The organism is Nocardioides marmoriginsengisoli (assembly GCF_003725695.1).
In the GTDB taxonomy this organism is placed as follows: Bacteria; Actinomycetota; Actinomycetes; order Propionibacteriales; family Nocardioidaceae; genus Marmoricola; species Marmoricola marmoriginsengisoli.
The window spans coordinates 104,652-121,250 of sequence record NZ_RJSE01000006.1 but is presented as its reverse complement, the minus strand read 5'-3'; the positions used below and the strand labels follow the sequence as shown (position 1 = coordinate 121,250).

Genomic DNA, 16,599 nt, shown 5'->3' with positions numbered 1-16,599 from the left:
CTAGCGTCCGGGGATGCGCAAGGAATCCTCAGAGGCAGTGACCGCGGCAACCCGCCGACAGCTGGCAGAGCTCGGTCGTGAGCTCGCCGCTGCGGGCATCCGGCCGATGCCGGAAACCGTCGACCACGAGACCGGTTCCGGGGGCGACCCGCCGCCCCCGGTGGTGGTGCCGGATCCCGGACGGCACTCCCGGGCCCGCCGCGAGGGCCTGCGCGTGGTCGAGCGGGTCGAGGCGCGGCTCCCGGGTCCGCTGCGGGGCCGGCTGGCCCTGCGCGCCACCCACCTGGTCGTGGTCTCGGCGCTGGTGACCCTGGGCGTGGCGGTCGCGCTCTGGACGGCGTTGCGGGCCGCCCCGGAGGAAGTGCCGGTACCGATGGCGCACACCTCCCCGGCAGCGACGAGCGGACCGCCCGGCCCGGCGACGGGCGCCCCGTCGGCGCTGGCTCCCAGCGGGTCGGCGTCCCCGAGCGCAGCGGTGCAGGTGGTGGTGGACATCGTCGGGAAGGTACGCCGCCCCGGCGTCGCGACGTTGCCGGCGGGGTCCCGGGTGGTCGACGCGCTGCGACGTGCCGGCGGTGCCCGCACCGGCGTCGACCTGAGCACGTTGAACCTGGCCCGGGTCCTGGTCGACGGCGAGCAGATCGTGGTCGGGCGCCAGGCGGGCCCGGCCCAGCAAGCGCCGGCGCCCGGTTCCGCACCCGGCACGCCGGTCAGCCTGAACACGGCCGGGCTGGAGCAGCTGGAGTCGCTGCCCGGGGTGGGTCCGGTGACGGCGCAGAAGATCCTCGACTGGCGGACCGAGCACGGCGCGTTCGGCTCGGTCGACGAGCTGCTCGAGGTCGACGGCATCGGTGCCAAGACGCTGGCGAACCTCAGTCCTCATGTCGTCCTGTGACCATCGCGGAGCGCCCGGACCTGCGTGCCCTGGCGCTCGGGGCGGCAGGCTGGGCCGCGGCGATCCTGGTCGGCGCGCGGGTCTGGCCGGTGGTGGGAGCGATCCTCGGCGTGCTGGTGCTCGTGGCGCTGCGGAGCGGCGGCGATGCGGCGACGCCGCTCGGCTGGGCGTTGGCGTTCGCGGCGGTCGGCTGCTCGGCGGCACTGCACGCGGGCGCGATCGCGTCCTCCCCGGTCGTCCGGCTTGCCGAGGAGGGAGCGTCGGTCCACGGCGTCCTCACCGTCCGCTCGGAGCCGGTGCCGAGCAGGGGACGGTTCGGAACCCGGGTCTGGTTCGAGGCCGGGTTGCACCGGATGGAGGCCGGTGGCCGGGTCCACCGGGTTCGGGCGCCGGTGCTGGTCCTCCTCGACGATCCGGGGCGCGGGCTCCGCCGTGGCTCCCGGATCGAGGTGCGCGGCGTGCTCCGGCCCTCGGACCGGGCCGAGCGCGCGGCGGTCCTGGCGGTGCGCGGGAGCGTGCGGGTCCTGGCGGGTCCGGCGCCACCGGAGCGAGCGGCGGCTCGGGTCCGCTCGGCAATCCGGGAGGCGGTCGAGGACCGGCCGGCGGGCCCACGGGCGCTGGTGCCGGCGCTCGTCGACGGCGAGGACGGCGAGCTCCCCGAACGGATCACGGCGGACTTCACCACCACCGGACTGACCCACCTGCTGGCGGTCAGCGGCACGAACCTCACCTTGATCCTGGGGTGCGTGCTGCTGGTGGCTCGCCGCTGCCGGGTGCGGAGCTACGGCCTGATCCTGGTCGGTGCCCTAGGAGTGGCGGGGTTCGTCCTGCTCGCCGGCCCGGAGCCCAGCGTGCTGCGGGCGGCCGCGATGGGCACGATCGCGCTCGTCGGCCTCGGCTCCGGCGGCCGTCGCAACGGGCTGCGCACCCTCGGGCTCGGGGTGCTGGCGCTGCTGGTCCTGGACCCGTGGCTGGCGCGATCGGCGGGGTTCGCGCTCTCGGTCTGCGCCACGGCCGGGATCCTCCTGCTCGGACCTCCCTGGCGGGACGCGCTGGCCCGGTGGCTCCCGCGCTGGCTGGCCGAGGTCTGCGCGGTGCCGCTGGCCGCGCAGGTCGCCTGCACGCCGTTGGTGGCCGCCCTGTCGGGATCGGTCAGCCTGGTGGCGGTCGCGGCCAACGTCGTGGCGGCTCCACTGGTCGGACCGGCGACGGTGCTGGGGCTCGCAGGCGGGCTGGTCACGCTGGTCGTCCCGGCTCTCGGGGAGCTGATAGCGGTGCCGGCAGCGTGGAGCGCCTCCGGGATCATCGCGGTCGCGACCCATGGCGCGAGCCTGCACCTGCCCGCCGTCGCGTGGTCGACCGCGGTGCTGCCGTTGGTCCTGCTCACCGGACTGACGGTGGCCGCCGCGCTCACCCTGCACCGTCTCCTGGCGCGCCGCGGGTGCTCGCTCGCGTGCGTCGCGATCGTGACCGGCGTGGTCCTGGTGCCGCTGCCCACCCCCGGCTGGCCGCCGCCCGGATGGGTCCTGGTCGCCTGCTCGGTCGGCCAGGGCGACGGCCTGGTGCTCGCGATCGGTCGGGGGAGTGCGGTGGTGGTCGACGTCGGCCCCGATCCCCGGCTCATCGACCGCTGCCTGCGCCGGCTCCGGGTCCGCGCGGTGCCGATGATCGTGCTGACGCACTTCCACGCCGACCACATCGACGGACTCGCCGGTGTCCTCCGGGGACGCCGGGTCCGGGAGATCGTCACCTCGCCGCTCCAGGAGCCCGCCGCGGGAGCAGCGACGGTCCACCGCGAAGCTGCGCGTGCCGGAGCTTCCGTCCGCGCCGCCGCGGCGGGGGAGCTGACCAGTATCGGGGCGGCGCGCTGGCAGGTGCTCGGACCGCCGGCCTCGGCCTTCCCGGACTCCGAGTCGCCCCCGAACGACGCCAGCCTGGTCCTCCTCGTCGAGGTCCGCGGCATCCGGCTGCTGCTGATGGGGGACCAGGAACGCCCTTCGCAGGCGGCCCTGCGCCGGAGCCACCCCGGCCTGCGCGCCGACGTCCTCAAGGTCGCGCACCACGGCAGCAGCAAGCAGGACGCCGACCTGATCGACGGCCTCGGCGCCCGGTTGGCGATGATCTCGGTGGGAGCCGGGAACGACTACGGGCACCCGGCCGGATCGGCGCTCGCGCTGCTGGAACGGGCCGGGATGCCGGTCCGTCGTACCGACCTCGACGGGGACGTCGCGGTCGTCGTGGATGCCGGCGGCCGGCTCTCGACGGTGAGCCGGGGCGGACCACCCTGACCGGCCGGTGCGGCTGTCGGCAGCGCGTGAGAGGCTGCGCTCATGGCACCTCCTTCCGGGTCACCGTCCGGGCCCGACCCGTCCCAGGTGCTCGGCCGGGTCACCCTGGTGACCGGGCCCGAGGAGTTCATGGCCGAGCGCACCGTGCAGTCGGTGCGGGCCGCGGTCCGCAAGGCTGATCCCGAGGCCGAGTTCAGCGAGACCGCTGCCGGGGACCTCACGATGGCCACCCTCGGTGAGCTCGCCGCCCCCTCGTTGTTCTCCTCGACCCGGTGCGTCGTGGTCCGCTCGTTCGAGGACCTGCCCGAGGAGTCCGTGGACGGGCTGCTCGACTACGCGGCCGGCCCTGCCGAGGACGTCGCCCTGGTTCTGGTCCACGGCGGCGGCCAGAAGGGCAGCGGGGTGCTGACCAAGCTCCGCAAGGTGAACGCGGTCACCGAGGTCAAGTCGGTGGCGCTGAAATCCAGCGAGTTCCCCGGGTTCGTGGTCTCCGAGCTGCGGTCGCTGAAGGTCAGGATCGACGGCGAGGCGGCCTCGTTCCTGGTCCAGGCCGTCGGCCAGGACCTGCGCTCGCTCTCCGCGGCGTGCAGCCAGCTGGCGGGAGACTTCGCCGGCCAGCCGATCACGATCGCGATGGTGAAGACGTACTTCGGCGGCCGGGCCGAGGCCAAGTCGTTCGCCGTGGCGGACCACGCCATCTCCGGACAAGCCGCCAAGGCGCTCGAGGAGCTCCGCTGGGCGCTGGAGCGGGGCACCGCGCCGGTGCTGATCACCAGTGCGGTGGCGGGCGGTCTGCGGAGCCTGGCTCGTTACAAGGCCGCTCCGCGCGGGATGCGTGAGACGGACCTGATGCGCGAGATCGGCGTCCCGCAGTGGAAGCTGCGGACCCTCCGGGACCAGTCGAAGGGGTGGGACGACGGCGGACTGGCCCGGGCGATCCGGCTGGTGGCGGCCGCCGATGCCGAGATCAAGGGCAAGGCCCACGACGCGGCGTACGCGCTGGAGAAGCTGGTGCTGGAGATCGTGCGCGCCCGTCCCGCTCGGTAGCGGAAAGCGGAGAAGGCGCCCATCCCCCAGGGGACGAGCGCCTTCGCGGCGATCAGCGGGGCGTCAGAGCGACGCGGCCTGCTTCTGGATCGAGGACTTGCGGTTCGCGGCCTGGTTCTTGTGGATGACACCCTTGGACGCAGCCTTGTCGAGCGCGCGGCCGGCGTCGGCGGCGAGAGCCTTGGCGTCAGCGGCGTTGCCACCCTCCGCGGCCTCGCGGAACTTGCGCACGGCCGTCTTCAGGGCGGAGCGGACAGCCTTGTTGCGCTCGTGGGCACGCTCGTTCTGCTTGTTGCGCTTGATCTGGGACTTGATGTTGGCCACGGAGGCTCACCTGTCTGTTGATGCGGTTTCGGAAAAAGTCAGGGTGCGGGCCGGTAGCCCAGACACGAGGGGAAACGATACCAGCGGCGAGCCGATGCGCCCAAATCGGCGGACCGACCCGATTTCGGGGTCTCAGGCCCGGCCGAGAGCACCCGCGTCGACCACCCGGTGCCCCGGCCGGGACGCCTTGGCCTCGCGGATCATCGCGGCGGCGATGTCGGACGCCCGGTTCGGGCGGAATCTCCCGAGGAGCGGACCGACCGCACGCATCGCCACCAGCCCGACGCTCTCGCCCGGCCGACTGACGTCCGGGCGGGTCCCGTCGATCATCGAGGGCCGGAACGCGACCGTGGCCGGGACGCCGGCCGCGCTGACGTCGCGCTCCGTCTCGCCCTTGACCCGGTTGTAGAAGATCCGCGACCGGGCCGAGGCGCCGAGCGCGGTGACGTGCAGGAACTGGGTCGCGCCGGCCCGGTGCGCCGCCTCGGCGAGTGCGACCACCGCGTCGTGGTCGACGGCCCGGAAGGCGTCCTGGCTGCCGGCCACCTTGATCGTGGTGCCCAGGCAGCTGAACACGTCGTCGGCGGCCGGCAGGTCGCCGATCCCGGGGAACGGCACGATCAGCTGGGTCAGCTTCGGGTCGGACCGGTCGACCTCGCGCCGGCCGACGCTGACGACGCGGTCCCAGTGGTCGTCGGCGAGGAGCTGGTCGAGCAGGTGCGAGCCGACCAGGCCGGTGGCGCCGGCGATCAGAGCGGTACGGGTCATCAGAGCCATCCTCGTCGTCGGGCGAGCCAGGACCAGGCAGCCTCGGCGTACCAGGTCGAGTGCGTCTGCAGGTGCGGTGAGTTCATCGGGGAGGGTCGTCGCCGCGCGGAGAGCATGAAGCCGCAGAGCGCGGCCAGCCAGGAATCGATGTGGTCCGGATCGACATCGCGGGTCAGCGGCCGGGCCGCGAGCACCTCGTCCACGTCCACCCCGTCCCCGTGAGCCGAGATCATCAGGTCCACGGAGTCCTGCCAGACCGGCCCGAGCGCCGGCCAGTTCCAATCGCACGCCAGGGTGCGGCCGTCGTCGGCGAACAGGATGTTGTCGTCACGCAGATCGGCATGCACGAACCGCTGGTTGCCCGGTACGTCGGGCAGGCCGGCGGCGAGCGCGGCCGCCTCCGCGCGGTGCGGCCACGCGGCAGGAGCGTCCTTCCACCCGGTGAGCAGCAGCGGCAGGTCCGCGTACAGCGGTTTCAGGTCGAGACCGGCCGGGACCTGCTCGGTGGCGGCCGCGATCGTCTCGGCCAGGTCGAGGGCGCGGGTGAGGTCGGCGGCGCGCCACGGTCGACGCGGCGGTCGCGCGGTGACGGCCTCGAAGCCGAGCACCACCCAGGACTCGTCCTTGCTGAACCACTCCAGAGCGGGGGACGGGACCTGCTCACCGATCAGGACGAGCTTGCGGGCCTCCTCGGCGTACGAGGCGGCGATCTCCGGCTGGGCGACCCTGCTGGCCGCCTTCACGAAGCTCCGGGCACCGTTCTCGGCGGTCAGCAGCGAGGCGAACCCGGGCGTGAAGCCGGCCGTCTGGGACCGTGCGTCGACCACCGGCGAACCGAGCTCGTCCTCGACCAGCGCGCGGACCTCCTGGGGCAGGAACCGCCATTCCAGCCGGGACGCGGTCTTCCCGTGCGGGACCGACGGCACGGCAGCCGTGCCGACCGGTGCGGCGGAATCATCCATGGGCGTGAGTCAAGCAGACGCGGTGATGCCGATCGCTTCCTCGAGCTCGACCAGCGCGTCCTTGATGGCGTCCGCGAGCTTGTCCAGGTCGGGAGCCACCTCGGGCGTGCTGACGAATCCGAAGTCGATCGAGTCCAGGTAGCTGAACACGGTGATGTTCAGCGCCACGTCCAGGACCAGCGGCCCGATCGGCAGCAGCGAACGCAGCGGGGCGGTCGCCATGTACAGCGGGAAGGACGGCCCGGGCACGTTGGAGACGACCAGGTTGATCGGCGCCAGGGTGTTCGCCAGCCCGCTGGCGGTGTACGCCCGGGACGCGATCCCGAGCAGGCCCGGGGGAGTGATGTCCGGCAGCTGCATGATCTGGTGGGCGGTCAGGGCCTTGGCCATCTCCTTGGCGCCCTGCGAGCTGGCGTAGATCGCCCGGATCCGTTCGCCGGCGTCGTCGATGTCGGTCGCCATGTTCACCGTCATCGAGCTGACCTGGTTGCCGACCTCGCCGGCCGTGTCCTCGGTCCTGGTCGAGACCGGGATCTGGGCGATCAGCGGCTTGGCGGGGATCCCCTCGCGCTCGGCGAAGTAGATCCGCAGCGCGCCGGAGACCAGCGCCAGGACGACGTCGTTGAGCTTGACGTCGTACGCGGACTTCAGGGCCTTGACCCGGTCGAGCTCGATCTTCACCCCGGTGATCCGGCGGTGCGGGGTCAGGGTCGCGTTGAACCGGGTGGTCGGCGCCGAGAAGAACCGCGGCGGCTTGTTCTTCTGGTTCCGTACGGCGATCTGCTGGCGCGCGGTCTGGTTGAGGATGCCGAAGACCCGCGCGGGGGTGCGGACGGCGACGTTGACCCAGCCCTCGGCCAGCGACTTCAGCTGGTTCGGGGTCTTGGTGCCGATCCCGTGCACGACCTCGGTGGAGGCATCCCGGGGCTCCGGGGTGATGTCCAGCAGGATCTCGCCGAGGCCGGCACCGGAGACGCCGTCGACGATCGCGTGGTGCATCTTGGTCAGGGTCGCGACCCGGCCCTTCTGGAGGCCCTCGATCACCCACAGCTCCCAGAGCGGCCGGTTGCGGTCGAGCTTGTAGGACATCAGCCGGCTGATCAGCTCGTCGAGCTCCTTGCGGGTGCCCGGCTGCGGTACGCCGATCCGCCGGATGTGGAAGTCCGGGTCGAGGGTCTCGTCCTCGACGAAGTGCGGCCGCTCCAGCCCGAACGGCGACTCGACGACCTTCCAGCGCAGCTGCGGCATCTGCGGCAGCCGCTCGATGACGATCCGGCGGACCTCCTCGAAGCTGAAGTTCGGGGCGTCCGCGGTCTCGTGGATCGCGACGGCGCCGATATGCATGTGCCACGCCGGCGTCTCGCCGTACCAGAATGCCGCGTCGACCCCACTCATCCGCTTCATGGCCGCACTCTAGGGCCGCGGACGAGCCCCGGTCCCTGGAACTCGTCCCTGGACCCGGTCGATCTCAGGAGACCGGGCAGCGCGCCTTGTAGAGCGTGAGCTCGGGGAGCGGGTGGTGCGCCAGGATCCGGCAGCCGCTCGCGCGGAGCCGGGCGACAGCAGCGGTGCCGGGCTGGGTGGCTCCCACCGCGACCAGCCACGTCGTCCGCTTGAGCCCGGGCTCGGCGACGCTCGCGCCCGGCCCGGTGATCCGGCGCTCGTACACCAGCGGCTCGCTCTCGGGCAGGCCGCGGAGCACGTCGGCCAGGAACGCGTCGTCGCCGGTGTAGTACGCCACCCCGGCCGGCATCCCTCCCTGGCTGCGCCGGATCACGACTTGGAGGCCGTCCCCGGGGTCGGCCCGGTGGGCCAGCATCCGGGCCAACGTGGTGAAGTCGGCGCCGGCGAAGCGCGGCGCGTGCAGAGCCCGTACGGCGGGCGCCACGGCCACCAGGATCGCGACGGCCAGCACTCCGGGCAGCAGGGTGCGCGACCAGGCGGGCCAGGCTCCGGGCAACCGGACGAGCCCGGCGACCGCCCCGACGGCCAGCGCCACCCCGAGCGGCGCCGTGATCAGGTAGCGCGGGTTCAGCACCGGCGCGAGCAGGTGCGAGGCGACGTACAGCAGCACCAGCGGGACCAGGACCAGCGCCGCGCAGCTCCCCAGCGCACCGAGGGCCGGACCGGTCGGGCCGCGGAGCGCCGTCGCCGCGAGGACGAGCACGGCGGCCAGCACCAGCCACTGCAGGTCGCCGGGCGCCGCCATCTGGCGCAGCACGTCCAGGGCGCTGGAGACCGTCGGTACCGGGATGTAGATCACCTGGATCCGCTGCGCGTGCGCGGCCAGGGCGAGCGGCAGCGCGAGGACGGCGAGCACCGCGACCGGCAGCAGGAACGAGCGGCGCCGGACGATCACCAGGTGCGCCACCACGACCGCGATCGCGAACAGGTGCAGCGCGATCCCGACGGCCATCACGACGACGTACCGGTGCCGCCGCAGCGGGCCGTCGGCGAGGACCAGGGCGGTACCGAGCGTGCAGCACAGCAGAGCGGCGGCGTACGGGCGCGCCTGGACCGCCTCGGCCACGACGGTCGGGTGCAGGGCGAGTGCGGTGCCGGTGACAGCACCGGCCCAGGGACCCCAGGCCCGGTCGGCGATCCGGGCGGCGACGGCGACCGCCGCGGCTGCCGCGATCGCCGAGGGCAGCCGCAACCAGACGGCGCCGTCGTCCACGGACGTCCAGAGGTGGGCGAACAGGTAGTACGGCGCCAGCACGGCGTCGACGTGGCCGAGCGCCTTGACCAGGTTCGGGAGGGAGAGCTGCGCGAACTCCCAGGTCGCCATCTCGTCGCGCCCCAGCGTCGTGCGGCCGATCATGGTCGCGGACAGGACGAGGGACGCCAGGGCAGGCGTGACCCAGCCGAGGTGGCGGACGAGCGGAGGCCCGGCCGACTCGGTCCCGGGGGCCTCGGTGAGCTCTTCGACGGCGATACCCGACCTGCCTGACTGGATCGATTCGCGCCGTGGTGAGGCAGCGGCTCCGGACGTGGAAGAATGCCAGTTCGACGTACGCCGAACCTTAAGAGTGCTCCTTGTCTCCCAAAGCGACCCTGCCCCAGCCGGGCAAGACCGACCCCGCGATCATCAGGAACTTCTGCATCATCGCGCATATCGACCATGGCAAGTCGACCCTGGCGGACCGGATGCTCCAGCTGACCGGCGTCGTGGACGCCCGGGCAGCGCGGGCGCAGTACCTGGACCGGATGGACATCGAGCGTGAGCGCGGCATCACGATCAAGAGCCAGGCCGTCCGGATGCCGTGGACGGTCGACCCGGGCAACGAGGCCGGCGCCGAGCCGGACGACTACGTGCTGAACATGATCGACACCCCGGGGCACGTCGACTTCACCTACGAGGTCTCGCGGTCCCTGGAGGCCTGCGAGACCGCGGTGCTGCTGGTCGACGCCGCCCAGGGGATCGAGGCGCAGACGCTCGCGAACCTGTACCTGGCGCTGGCCGCGGACCTGCACGTGATCCCGGTGCTGAACAAGATCGACCTGCCCTCGGCCAACGTCGAGAAGTACGCCGCCGAGCTGGCCCACATCATCGGCTGCGAGCCCGAGGACGTGCTCCAGGTCAGCGCCAAGACCGGGTTCGGCGTCGAGCACCTGCTCGACGAGATCGTCAAGCAGACCCCGGCTCCCGTGGGTGACCCGGACGCTCCGCCGCGCGCGCTGATCTTCGACTCGGTGTACGACACCTACCGCGGCGTGGTCACCTACGTCCGGGTGGTCGACGGCAAGCTCAGCCACCGCGACCGGATCAAGATGATGTCGACCGGTGCGGTGCACGAGATGCTCGAGGTCGGCGTGATCAGCCCGGAGCCGATGAAGGCCGGCGACCTCGGCGTCGGCGAGGTCGGCTACCTGATCACCGGGGTGAAGGACGTCCGCCAGTCCCGCGTCGGTGACACCGTGACCAGCCAGTACAACGGCGCCAGCGAGGCGCTCGGCGGCTACGAGCACCCGAACCCGATGGTCTACTCGGGGCTGTACCCGATCGACGGCGACGACTACCCGACCCTGCGCGACGCGCTGGAGAAGCTGCAGCTCAACGACGCCGCGCTGGCCTACGAGCCGGAGACGTCCGGCGCGCTCGGCTTCGGCTTCCGCTGCGGGTTCCTGGGCCTGCTGCACATGGAGATCACCCGGGAGCGGCTCGAGCGCGAGTTCAACCTGGACCTGATCTCCACCACGCCGAACGTGGTCTACCACGTGACGATGGACGACGGCACCCGGATCGAGGTGACCAACCCCAGCGAGTACCCCGACGGCAAGATCAAGGAGGTGCTGGAGCCGGTGGTGAAGGCCACCGTGCTGGCGCCGAGCGAGTACATCGGCGTGATCATGGAGCTCTGCCAGACCAAGCGCGGCACCCTGCTCGGGATGGACTACCTCTCCGAGGACCGGGTCGAGATGCGGTACACGCTGCCGATGGGCGAGATCGCCTTCGACTTCTTCGACCAGCTCAAGTCCCGCACCAAGGGGTACGCGTCGCTGAACTACGAGTTCGACGGCGAGCAGCCCGGCGACCTGGTCAAGGTCGACATCCTGCTGCAGGGCGAGGCGGTGGACGCGTTCAGCGCGATCGTGCACAAGGACGCTGCCTACTCGTACGGCGTGATGCTCGCCGGCAAGCTCCGCGAGCTGATCCCGCGCCAGCAGTTCGAGGTGCCGATCCAGGCCGCGATCGGGGCCCGGGTGATCGCCCGGGAGACCATCCGCGCGATCCGCAAGGACGTCCTCGCCAAGTGCTACGGCGGCGACATCAGCCGCAAGCGCAAGCTGCTGGAGAAGCAGAAGGAGGGCAAGAAGCGGATGAAGATGGTCGGCCGGGTCGAGGTCCCGCAGGAGGCCTTCATCGCGGCGCTCTCCACCACCGGCGAGAAGCCCAAGAAGTAGCTCAGCCCAGCGCCTCCATCACGTCGTCGCGGATCATGCTCGCGGCGGCGACCAGCCCGGCGGACGCCGCGGTCAGCACCGACGCCATCGGCATCGGCAGCTCCGGGGTGTGCGCCAGGTCCCCGGCCGCGTAGACGCCGGGCAGGCTGGTCCGGCCGAAGGCGTCGACCTGGATGCAGCCGCTCGGCAGCAGCTCCAGGCCCAGGTCGGCGGCGAACGGCGCCGACTGCTCGAAGGCCGACCGGACGAAGAACCCGTCGGCGAGGATCTCGGCGCCGTCGCTCAGGGTGACCACGGCGCGGTCGCCGTCGGCCCGGAGGGAGACGATCTCGCCGTCGCGCCAGGTCCCGCCGACGCTCTTGAGCGCGGCCAGGGCGGCCGGCTCCGGGTCGTGGCCGTCCCCGACGACGACCAGCTCGCCGGCGATCGGCGCCATCATCAGGGCCACCCCGGCGCTGTGCGGACCGCCCTGGAGGACGACGGTGCCGCCGGCGTACTCGTGACCGTGGCAGAACGGGCAGTGCGCGGCGACGGTGCCGAACAACCCCTCCAGACCCGGTACGGCGGGCAGCAGGTCGCGGACGCCGGTGGCCAGGAGCACCCGGGCGGCGCGGTGCGCGACCCGGTCGGAGGTGGTCACGGTGAACGCGCCGGCGGATCCCTCGACGGCCGTCGCGGTGAGCTGGCGGATCTCGACGTCGTCGTAGGCGGCGATGTCGCGCCGGGCCGCCGCGCGGACCTCCGCCGGGGGAGTCCCGTCGAGGGCGAGGAAGTTGTGCATCTCGGCGGCCGGCTCGTTGCGGTACTCCTGGGAGTCCAGGACGAGGGTCTTCCGGTGCATCCGGCCCAGGGTGAGGGCCGCCTGCAGTCCGGCCGGTCCGCCGCCGATCACGATGACGTCGTACATGAGGTGCTCCTTCGCAGAGGTCGACTTGAGTTGTCACCCACTCTGTGACTTCATGTTGGGATGAAGTCAAATGCGTGGTCGGTGGGCCAGGTCGCCGAACGTTTCGGGATGCCGACGAACGTGCTCCGGCACTGGGAGGCCGTCGGGTTGCTGACGCCCGAGCGCGACTCCGCGGACCGGCGCCGCTACCACCGCCCCGACCTGGTCCGGGTGGCGGTGATCCAGCGCAGCAAGGCCGCCGGGATGAGCCTGGACCAGATCCGCACGCTGCTCGACGCCGAGGCGTTCGGGCGCCACCAGGTCCTCGAGGCGCACATCGCCGACCTCGACCGTCGGATGGAGGAGATGCGCCTCTCCCGGGAGATGGCGATGCACGCCTTCGAGTGCAAGGCCCACGACGTCTCGGCCTGCCCGAACTTCCGGGCGCACGTGGACGACCTGCTCGCGGCGTTCGAGTGACCGGCTCGGCACCGCTGGACGAGCTGCTCGCCGACTGGGAGCTGGTGCTCGACGGTCCGCCGCTGGACAGCCGGACGGCGACCGTCGTCCCGGTGCGCAGCCGGGACGGGGCGAGCGCGGTCCTCAAGGTCGGCGGCGACGACGCCGAGTCCGAGCACGAGCACCTGGCGCTCACCCGCTGGGACGGCGACGGTGCGGTGCGGTTGCTGCGGGCGGATCCGCGCCGCCGGGCCCTGCTGCTCGAACGGCTGGGGCCGGCCAGCCTGGAGGACGTCTGGGACGTGCAGGCGTGCGAGATCGTCGCCGGGCTGTACGCCCGGTTGCACCGCCCGACCGGGGCGCCTTTCGTGCGGCTCACCGACTACTTCGCCGAGCCGCTGGCGGGCCTCGCGGCACTGCCGCGGAACGCGCCGCTTCCCCGTCGGCTGGTCGAGCAGGCGATCGGTCTCGGCCGGGACCTGGCCGGCGACGAGGCGAGCAACGGGATCCTGATCCACACCGACCTGCACTACGAGAACGTGCTGCTCGACGCGGACGGCACCTGGCGGGCGATCGACCCGAAGCCGCTCTCCGGGGACCCGCACTACGAGGTCGCCCCGCTGCTCTGGAATCGGTTCGACGAGCTGGCCGGGGACGTCCGGGACGGGATCCGCCGTCGCTTCCACACCGTCGTCGACGCCGCGGGTCTGGACGAGCGCCGCGCCCGGGACTGGGTCGTCGTCCGGATGATGGTGAACGCGTGGTGGCAGCTCTCCGGAGAGGACCCGGGGCCGGACGAGTGGTTGACCACCTGCGTCGCGGTGGCCAAGGCGGTGCAGGACTAGCGGTCGATTCCGCTCGGTCGCGGGTTTCGCAATCCCGCCCGCCGGACGGTCAGGTTCGGGCATGATCGCGCGATGACCGACGTCCCCGCAGCACCCCCGCCGGGCTGGTACCCGCACCCGGAACGGGTCGGTGCACTGCTCTACTGGGACGGCGCCGCCTGGGTGCAGCCGCCGCCGGTGCTCGTCCCGCAGGGCACGCCGGTGACGGTCCGGTCCTTCGTCCGGCTCAGCAAGGTCGTCGGCGCGGGCCTGAGGCTGAGCGGTCTGGTCCTCGTCGGACAGATGGCTCTGTTCGTCTGGGGCATCGGGATGTTCGACGAGGCCGTGGCGTCCGGTGACGTGGAGACGCTGACCCGGTTCGACGACCTCAACCTCGCTCTCGTGATCGCCTTCGTGGTGGTGTTCCTCCTCACCGGCATCACCTGGACCGTCTGGCAGTACCAGGTGGCCGGCACCGTCGCGCCTGGCGAGCTGCGTCACGGGCCCGGGATGCACGCCGGTTCCTGGTACATCCCGCTCGCGAACCTGGTGATCCCGTGCCAGAACGTCCGCGACCTGTGGGGCAACCTCCTCGGCACCGCGGACAAGACCCGGGTCAACTGGTGGTGGGCGACGCTCCTGATCGGCGGCCTCGTCTCCCGGATCGGCGACTCCTCCTTCGAGGACGCCACCACCGTCGACGACTTCAACGAGTCGATGGTCTTCTACCTCGTGGCGAACCTGTTCCAGCTCGTCGGCGCCGTGCTCGCGATCTCGATCGTCCGCCGGCTCACCCTCGCCGGCCTGGAGCGCTCGGCGACGCTCACGACCCCAGCGATTCCCGGCGCCTGACCAGGTGCGCCCGCTCGGCCTCGTTGGCGCTCAGGGCCAGCGCCGCGTCGTACGCCGCCCGAGCCTCGGTACGCCGGTCCAGCCGGCGCAGCAGCTCGGCCCGCGCCACGAGGGCGGGGTGGTAGTCGGGCAGGTCGAGTCGCTCGACCAGTGCCAGCGCCACGTCGGGCCCGTCGAGCTCGGCCACCGCGACGGCCCGGTTGAGCTCGGCGATCGGGGACGGCTGGATCACGAGCAGCTGGTCGTAGAGCTGCACGATCTGCCGCCAGTCGGTCAGCGAGGCGTCCAGGGCATCCGTGTGCACGGCGTTGATCGCGGCCTGGAGCTGGTACGGGCCCGGGCGGCCCGCGGCCAGGCAGCGGCGTACCAGTGCATGTCCTTCGTCGACCAGGTCGGCGTCCCACCGCGACCGGTCCTGGCGGTCCAGCGTGACCAGGACGCCGTCCGCGATCCGGGCGTCCCGGCGGGCCTCGGTCAGCAGCATCAGCGCCAGCAGCCCGTCGATCTCGGGTGACCTGATCAGCGAGCCGACCTGCCGGGTCAGCCGGATCGCCTCGGCGGAGAGATCCTCGCGCAAACCCTCGCCGGCGGAGGCCAGGTAGCCCTCGTTGAAGATCAGGTACAGCACCGCCAGCACGCCGGCGAGCCGTTCGACCAGGTCGGCCTCGCGGGGCACCTGGTAGGGGATGTTGGCGGCCTTGATCTTCTGCTTGGACCGGGTGATCCGCTGAGCCATCGTGGTCTCCGGCACCAGGAACGCGCGTGCGATCTCGGCGACGGTGAGGCCGCCGAGCAGCCGCAGCGTGAGCGCGATCCTGTTCTCCGGCGCCAGCGCCGGGTGGCAGCAGATGAAGATCAGTCGCAACCGGTCGTCCGCGACCGGCCCGGTCGGCTCGGGGAGCGAGTCGTCGATCATGTCGAGCGCCTCCTTGTGCTTGAGGTCGCGCTTGCCCTCCCGCCGGATCCGGTCGATCGCCTTGTTCCCGGCGGTAGTCGTCAGCCACGCTCCGGGGTTCGGCGGGATGCCGTCGGCGGGCCACCGCTCGAGGGCGGTGACCAGCGCCTCGGCGACGGCGTCCTCGGCGAGGTCGATGTCGCCGAGACGACGGATCAGGGTGGCGACCACCCGACCGTGCTCGGCCCGCACGATTCCGGAGATCTGCTCGGCGAACTGCGGGTCGAGCGCGGCCCGGTCGGATCCGGTCCCGGGGCTCACGCGCCGGCGGGCCCGTCCTCGCCCTGGAACGGTCGGACCTCGACCGCACCGCCGCAGGCCATCGACCCGCGCCGACCGATCTCCAGCGCCTCGTCGAGGTCGGCCGCCTCGATCACCCAGAACCCGCCCAGGTGCTCCTTGGCCTCCAGGTAGGGCCCGTCGGTGACGATGTTCGCGCCCTTGACGCCGTTGACCACGGTCGCGGTGCTCGGGTGCTCCAGGCCGCCGGCGAAGACCCAGTGCCCCGACGCCTGGATCTCGTCGTTGAACCGACCGGTGGCCGCGAACATCTCCTGGACCTCCTCGTCCGAGACGTCGCCGAGGTCGTTCCAGTCGTGGATGACGGACAACAGGTACTGCGTCATGGTGTGCTCCTTCGTCGTGGACGGCCGCGCCGCTCCATCTTGTCGTGTCACCCCTGCTACGAACGCGATCACGCCGGTACGACAGGTCCGCGGAAAAGAACTCCGGAGGATCGCACCGGCTGCAAGACTCGACCCATGGCCCAGGTCGTCTCCGTGAACGTCGGCATGCCCCGGAAGGTCGCCTACGAAACGAGCTCGCTCCCGGAGACCGGGATCGAGAAGCGCCCGGTCGAGGGGCCGGTGCGGATCACCGAGGCGGGCGTCGAGGGCAACGCCGTCGCGGACACCCGCAACCACGGCGACGAGTACATGCGGGTATACGCGTACTCGGTCGAGGACTACGCCTGGTGGCAGGCCGAGCTCAGCCGCCCCCTCGCCCCCGGCCAGTACGGCGAGCAGCTCACCACCGCGGGGCTCGACCTCAACGAGGCGCTGCTGGGGGAGACCTGGCGGGTCGGGACGGCGCTGCTCCAGGTGTCGCACGTGCGGATCCCGTGCCTGACGTTCAAGGGCTGGATGGACCACTCCGGCTACGACGCCGCCTCCTGGGTCAAGCGGTTCGTCCTCGCCGGGCGGCCCGGCCCCTACCTGCGGGTGCTGGAGGAGGGCGAGGTCGCGGCCGGCGATCCGCTCGAGGTCGTGGACCGGCCGGACCACGGCGTGACGGTCGCGCACCTGTTCCGCGCGGTCACGATCCAGCCCGGTCTGCTGCCGCCGCTGCTCGACGTACCGGGCCTGAAACCGTGGATCTACGAACGAGCGGCCACGGTGGGCCGGGGGCCCCGGCCGGGCTAACTAGCCGCGTTCA

The 16,599-nt window shown here is 72.2% G+C and carries 16 protein-coding genes; 8 read left to right on the top strand and 8 right to left on the bottom strand.

What is annotated here, in order from left to right:
• The first annotated feature begins 13 nt into the window (after positions 1 to 13).
• From EFK50_RS08400 to holA, 3 genes are read left to right on the top strand one after another with little or no spacing between them, the layout of a single operon-like run.
• Positions 14 to 895, top strand: a complete 882-nt coding sequence (locus tag EFK50_RS08400) for a ComEA family DNA-binding protein (RefSeq protein ID WP_246004097.1) — start codon at positions 14 to 16, stop codon at positions 893 to 895.
• Positions 892 to 3,183: a ComEC/Rec2 family competence protein gene (locus EFK50_RS08395; RefSeq protein ID WP_123227128.1), complete on the top strand. Its 2,292-nt coding sequence runs from the start codon at positions 892 to 894 to the stop codon at positions 3,181 to 3,183. Before EFK50_RS08400 ends, EFK50_RS08395 begins: the two co-directional genes overlap by 4 nt.
• A 42-nt stretch (positions 3,184 to 3,225) precedes the next feature.
• The gene (gene holA, locus EFK50_RS08390; protein WP_123227127.1) at positions 3,226 to 4,230 is read left to right on the top strand and encodes a DNA polymerase III subunit delta; all 1,005 of its coding nucleotides are present in this window, start codon (positions 3,226 to 3,228) and stop codon (positions 4,228 to 4,230) included.
• Between the two features lie 63 nt (positions 4,231 to 4,293).
• On the opposite strand, the gene rpsT is transcribed toward holA, so the two are convergent.
• The 5 genes from rpsT to EFK50_RS08365 all read right to left on the bottom strand — a co-directional run bounded on the left by rpsT (position 4,294) and on the right by EFK50_RS08365 (position 9,105).
• A complete protein-coding gene (gene rpsT, locus EFK50_RS08385; protein ID WP_123227126.1) occupies positions 4,294 to 4,554 on the bottom strand; it encodes a 30S ribosomal protein S20 in 261 nt (86 codons plus the stop codon).
• Positions 4,555 to 4,686: 132 nt separating this feature from the next.
• A complete protein-coding gene (locus EFK50_RS08380; protein ID WP_221177323.1) occupies positions 4,687 to 5,322 on the bottom strand; it encodes an NAD-dependent epimerase/dehydratase family protein in 636 nt (211 codons plus the stop codon).
• Positions 5,322 to 6,284, bottom strand: coding sequence for a phosphotransferase (locus EFK50_RS08375; RefSeq protein ID WP_123227124.1), 963 nt, complete (start codon positions 6,282 to 6,284; stop codon positions 5,322 to 5,324). Before EFK50_RS08375 ends, EFK50_RS08380 begins: the two co-directional genes overlap by 1 nt.
• Positions 6,285 to 6,293: 9 nt before the next feature.
• Positions 6,294 to 7,688 (bottom strand): WS/DGAT/MGAT family O-acyltransferase, encoded by a 1,395-nt coding sequence (locus EFK50_RS08370; protein ID WP_123227123.1) that lies wholly within the window; start codon positions 7,686 to 7,688, stop codon positions 6,294 to 6,296.
• Between the two features lie 64 nt (positions 7,689 to 7,752).
• On the bottom strand, positions 7,753 to 9,105 hold the full coding sequence (locus tag EFK50_RS08365) for a hypothetical protein (RefSeq protein ID WP_123227122.1): 1,353 nt from the start codon (positions 9,103 to 9,105) through the stop codon (positions 7,753 to 7,755).
• Between the two features lie 215 nt (positions 9,106 to 9,320).
• On the opposite strand from EFK50_RS08365, the gene lepA reads away from it, so the two are divergent.
• On the top strand, positions 9,321 to 11,189 hold the full coding sequence (gene lepA, locus EFK50_RS08360; RefSeq protein WP_281274008.1) for a translation elongation factor 4: 1,869 nt from the start codon (positions 9,321 to 9,323) through the stop codon (positions 11,187 to 11,189).
• 1 nt (position 11,190) lies between these two features.
• Here the strand turns inward: lepA and EFK50_RS08355 are convergent, their stop codons facing one another.
• Entirely contained in the window at positions 11,191 to 12,096 is a 906-nt protein-coding gene (locus EFK50_RS08355; RefSeq protein ID WP_123227121.1) for an NAD(P)/FAD-dependent oxidoreductase, read from the bottom strand.
• Positions 12,097 to 12,156: 60 nt separating this feature from the next.
• Between EFK50_RS08355 and EFK50_RS08350 the strand changes: the two genes are divergently transcribed.
• The 3 genes from EFK50_RS08350 (at position 12,157) to EFK50_RS08340 (ending at position 14,210) form a co-directional block, all read left to right on the top strand.
• On the top strand, positions 12,157 to 12,555 hold the full coding sequence (locus EFK50_RS08350) for a MerR family transcriptional regulator (RefSeq protein WP_123227120.1): 399 nt from the start codon (positions 12,157 to 12,159) through the stop codon (positions 12,553 to 12,555).
• Positions 12,552 to 13,379: an aminoglycoside phosphotransferase family protein gene (locus EFK50_RS08345; protein ID WP_246004096.1), complete on the top strand. Its 828-nt coding sequence runs from the start codon at positions 12,552 to 12,554 to the stop codon at positions 13,377 to 13,379. The genes EFK50_RS08350 and EFK50_RS08345 overlap by 4 nt, the downstream gene beginning before the upstream one ends.
• A 72-nt stretch (positions 13,380 to 13,451) precedes the next feature.
• Positions 13,452 to 14,210: a DUF4328 domain-containing protein gene (locus EFK50_RS08340; protein WP_123227119.1), complete on the top strand. Its 759-nt coding sequence runs from the start codon at positions 13,452 to 13,454 to the stop codon at positions 14,208 to 14,210.
• Here EFK50_RS08340 and EFK50_RS08335 read toward each other — a convergent pair.
• Together EFK50_RS08335 and EFK50_RS08330 are read right to left on the bottom strand one after the other, a co-directional pair.
• Complete coding sequence (locus tag EFK50_RS08335) at positions 14,182 to 15,426, bottom strand: RNA polymerase sigma factor (RefSeq protein WP_123227118.1); 1,245 nt, start codon at positions 15,424 to 15,426, stop codon at positions 14,182 to 14,184. The two genes, EFK50_RS08340 and EFK50_RS08335, sit on opposite strands and share 29 nt — an antisense overlap.
• Positions 15,423 to 15,791 carry a YciI family protein gene (locus EFK50_RS08330; protein ID WP_123227117.1) on the bottom strand — a complete coding sequence of 123 codons (369 nt, stop codon included), beginning with the start codon at positions 15,789 to 15,791 and terminating at the stop codon, positions 15,423 to 15,425. Before EFK50_RS08330 ends, EFK50_RS08335 begins: the two co-directional genes overlap by 4 nt.
• Positions 15,792 to 15,926: 135 nt before the next feature.
• Between EFK50_RS08330 and EFK50_RS08325 the strand changes: the two genes are divergently transcribed.
• Entirely contained in the window at positions 15,927 to 16,586 is a 660-nt protein-coding gene (locus tag EFK50_RS08325; RefSeq protein ID WP_123227116.1) for an MOSC domain-containing protein, read from the top strand.
• The last annotated feature ends 13 nt before the right edge of the window (positions 16,587 to 16,599 follow it).

Bases quoted from the DNA above. Each gene is read 5' to 3' on its own strand.
- EFK50_RS08400 (WP_246004097.1), top strand. From the start codon at position 14: ATGCGCAAGGAATCCTCAGAGGCAGTGACCGCGGCAACCCGCCGACAG.
- holA (WP_123227127.1), top strand. From the start codon at position 3,226: ATGGCACCTCCTTCCGGGTCACCGTCCGGGCCCGACCCGTCCCAGGTG.
- EFK50_RS08380 (WP_221177323.1), bottom strand. From the start codon at position 5,322: ATGACCCGTACCGCTCTGATCGCCGGCGCCACCGGCCTGGTCGGCTCG.
- EFK50_RS08375 (WP_123227124.1), bottom strand. From the start codon at position 6,284: ATGGATGATTCCGCCGCACCGGTCGGCACGGCTGCCGTGCCGTCGGTC.
- EFK50_RS08370 (WP_123227123.1), bottom strand. From the start codon at position 7,688: ATGAAGCGGATGAGTGGGGTCGACGCGGCATTCTGGTACGGCGAGACG.
- EFK50_RS08365 (WP_123227122.1), bottom strand. From the start codon at position 9,105: ATGATCGGCCGCACGACGCTGGGGCGCGACGAGATGGCGACCTGGGAG.
- EFK50_RS08355 (WP_123227121.1), bottom strand. From the start codon at position 12,096: ATGTACGACGTCATCGTGATCGGCGGCGGACCGGCCGGACTGCAGGCG.
- EFK50_RS08350 (WP_123227120.1), top strand. From the start codon at position 12,157: ATGAAGTCAAATGCGTGGTCGGTGGGCCAGGTCGCCGAACGTTTCGGG.
- EFK50_RS08340 (WP_123227119.1), top strand. From the start codon at position 13,452: ATGACCGACGTCCCCGCAGCACCCCCGCCGGGCTGGTACCCGCACCCG.
- EFK50_RS08330 (WP_123227117.1), bottom strand. From the start codon at position 15,791: ATGACGCAGTACCTGTTGTCCGTCATCCACGACTGGAACGACCTCGGC.
- EFK50_RS08325 (WP_123227116.1), top strand. From the start codon at position 15,927: ATGGCCCAGGTCGTCTCCGTGAACGTCGGCATGCCCCGGAAGGTCGCC.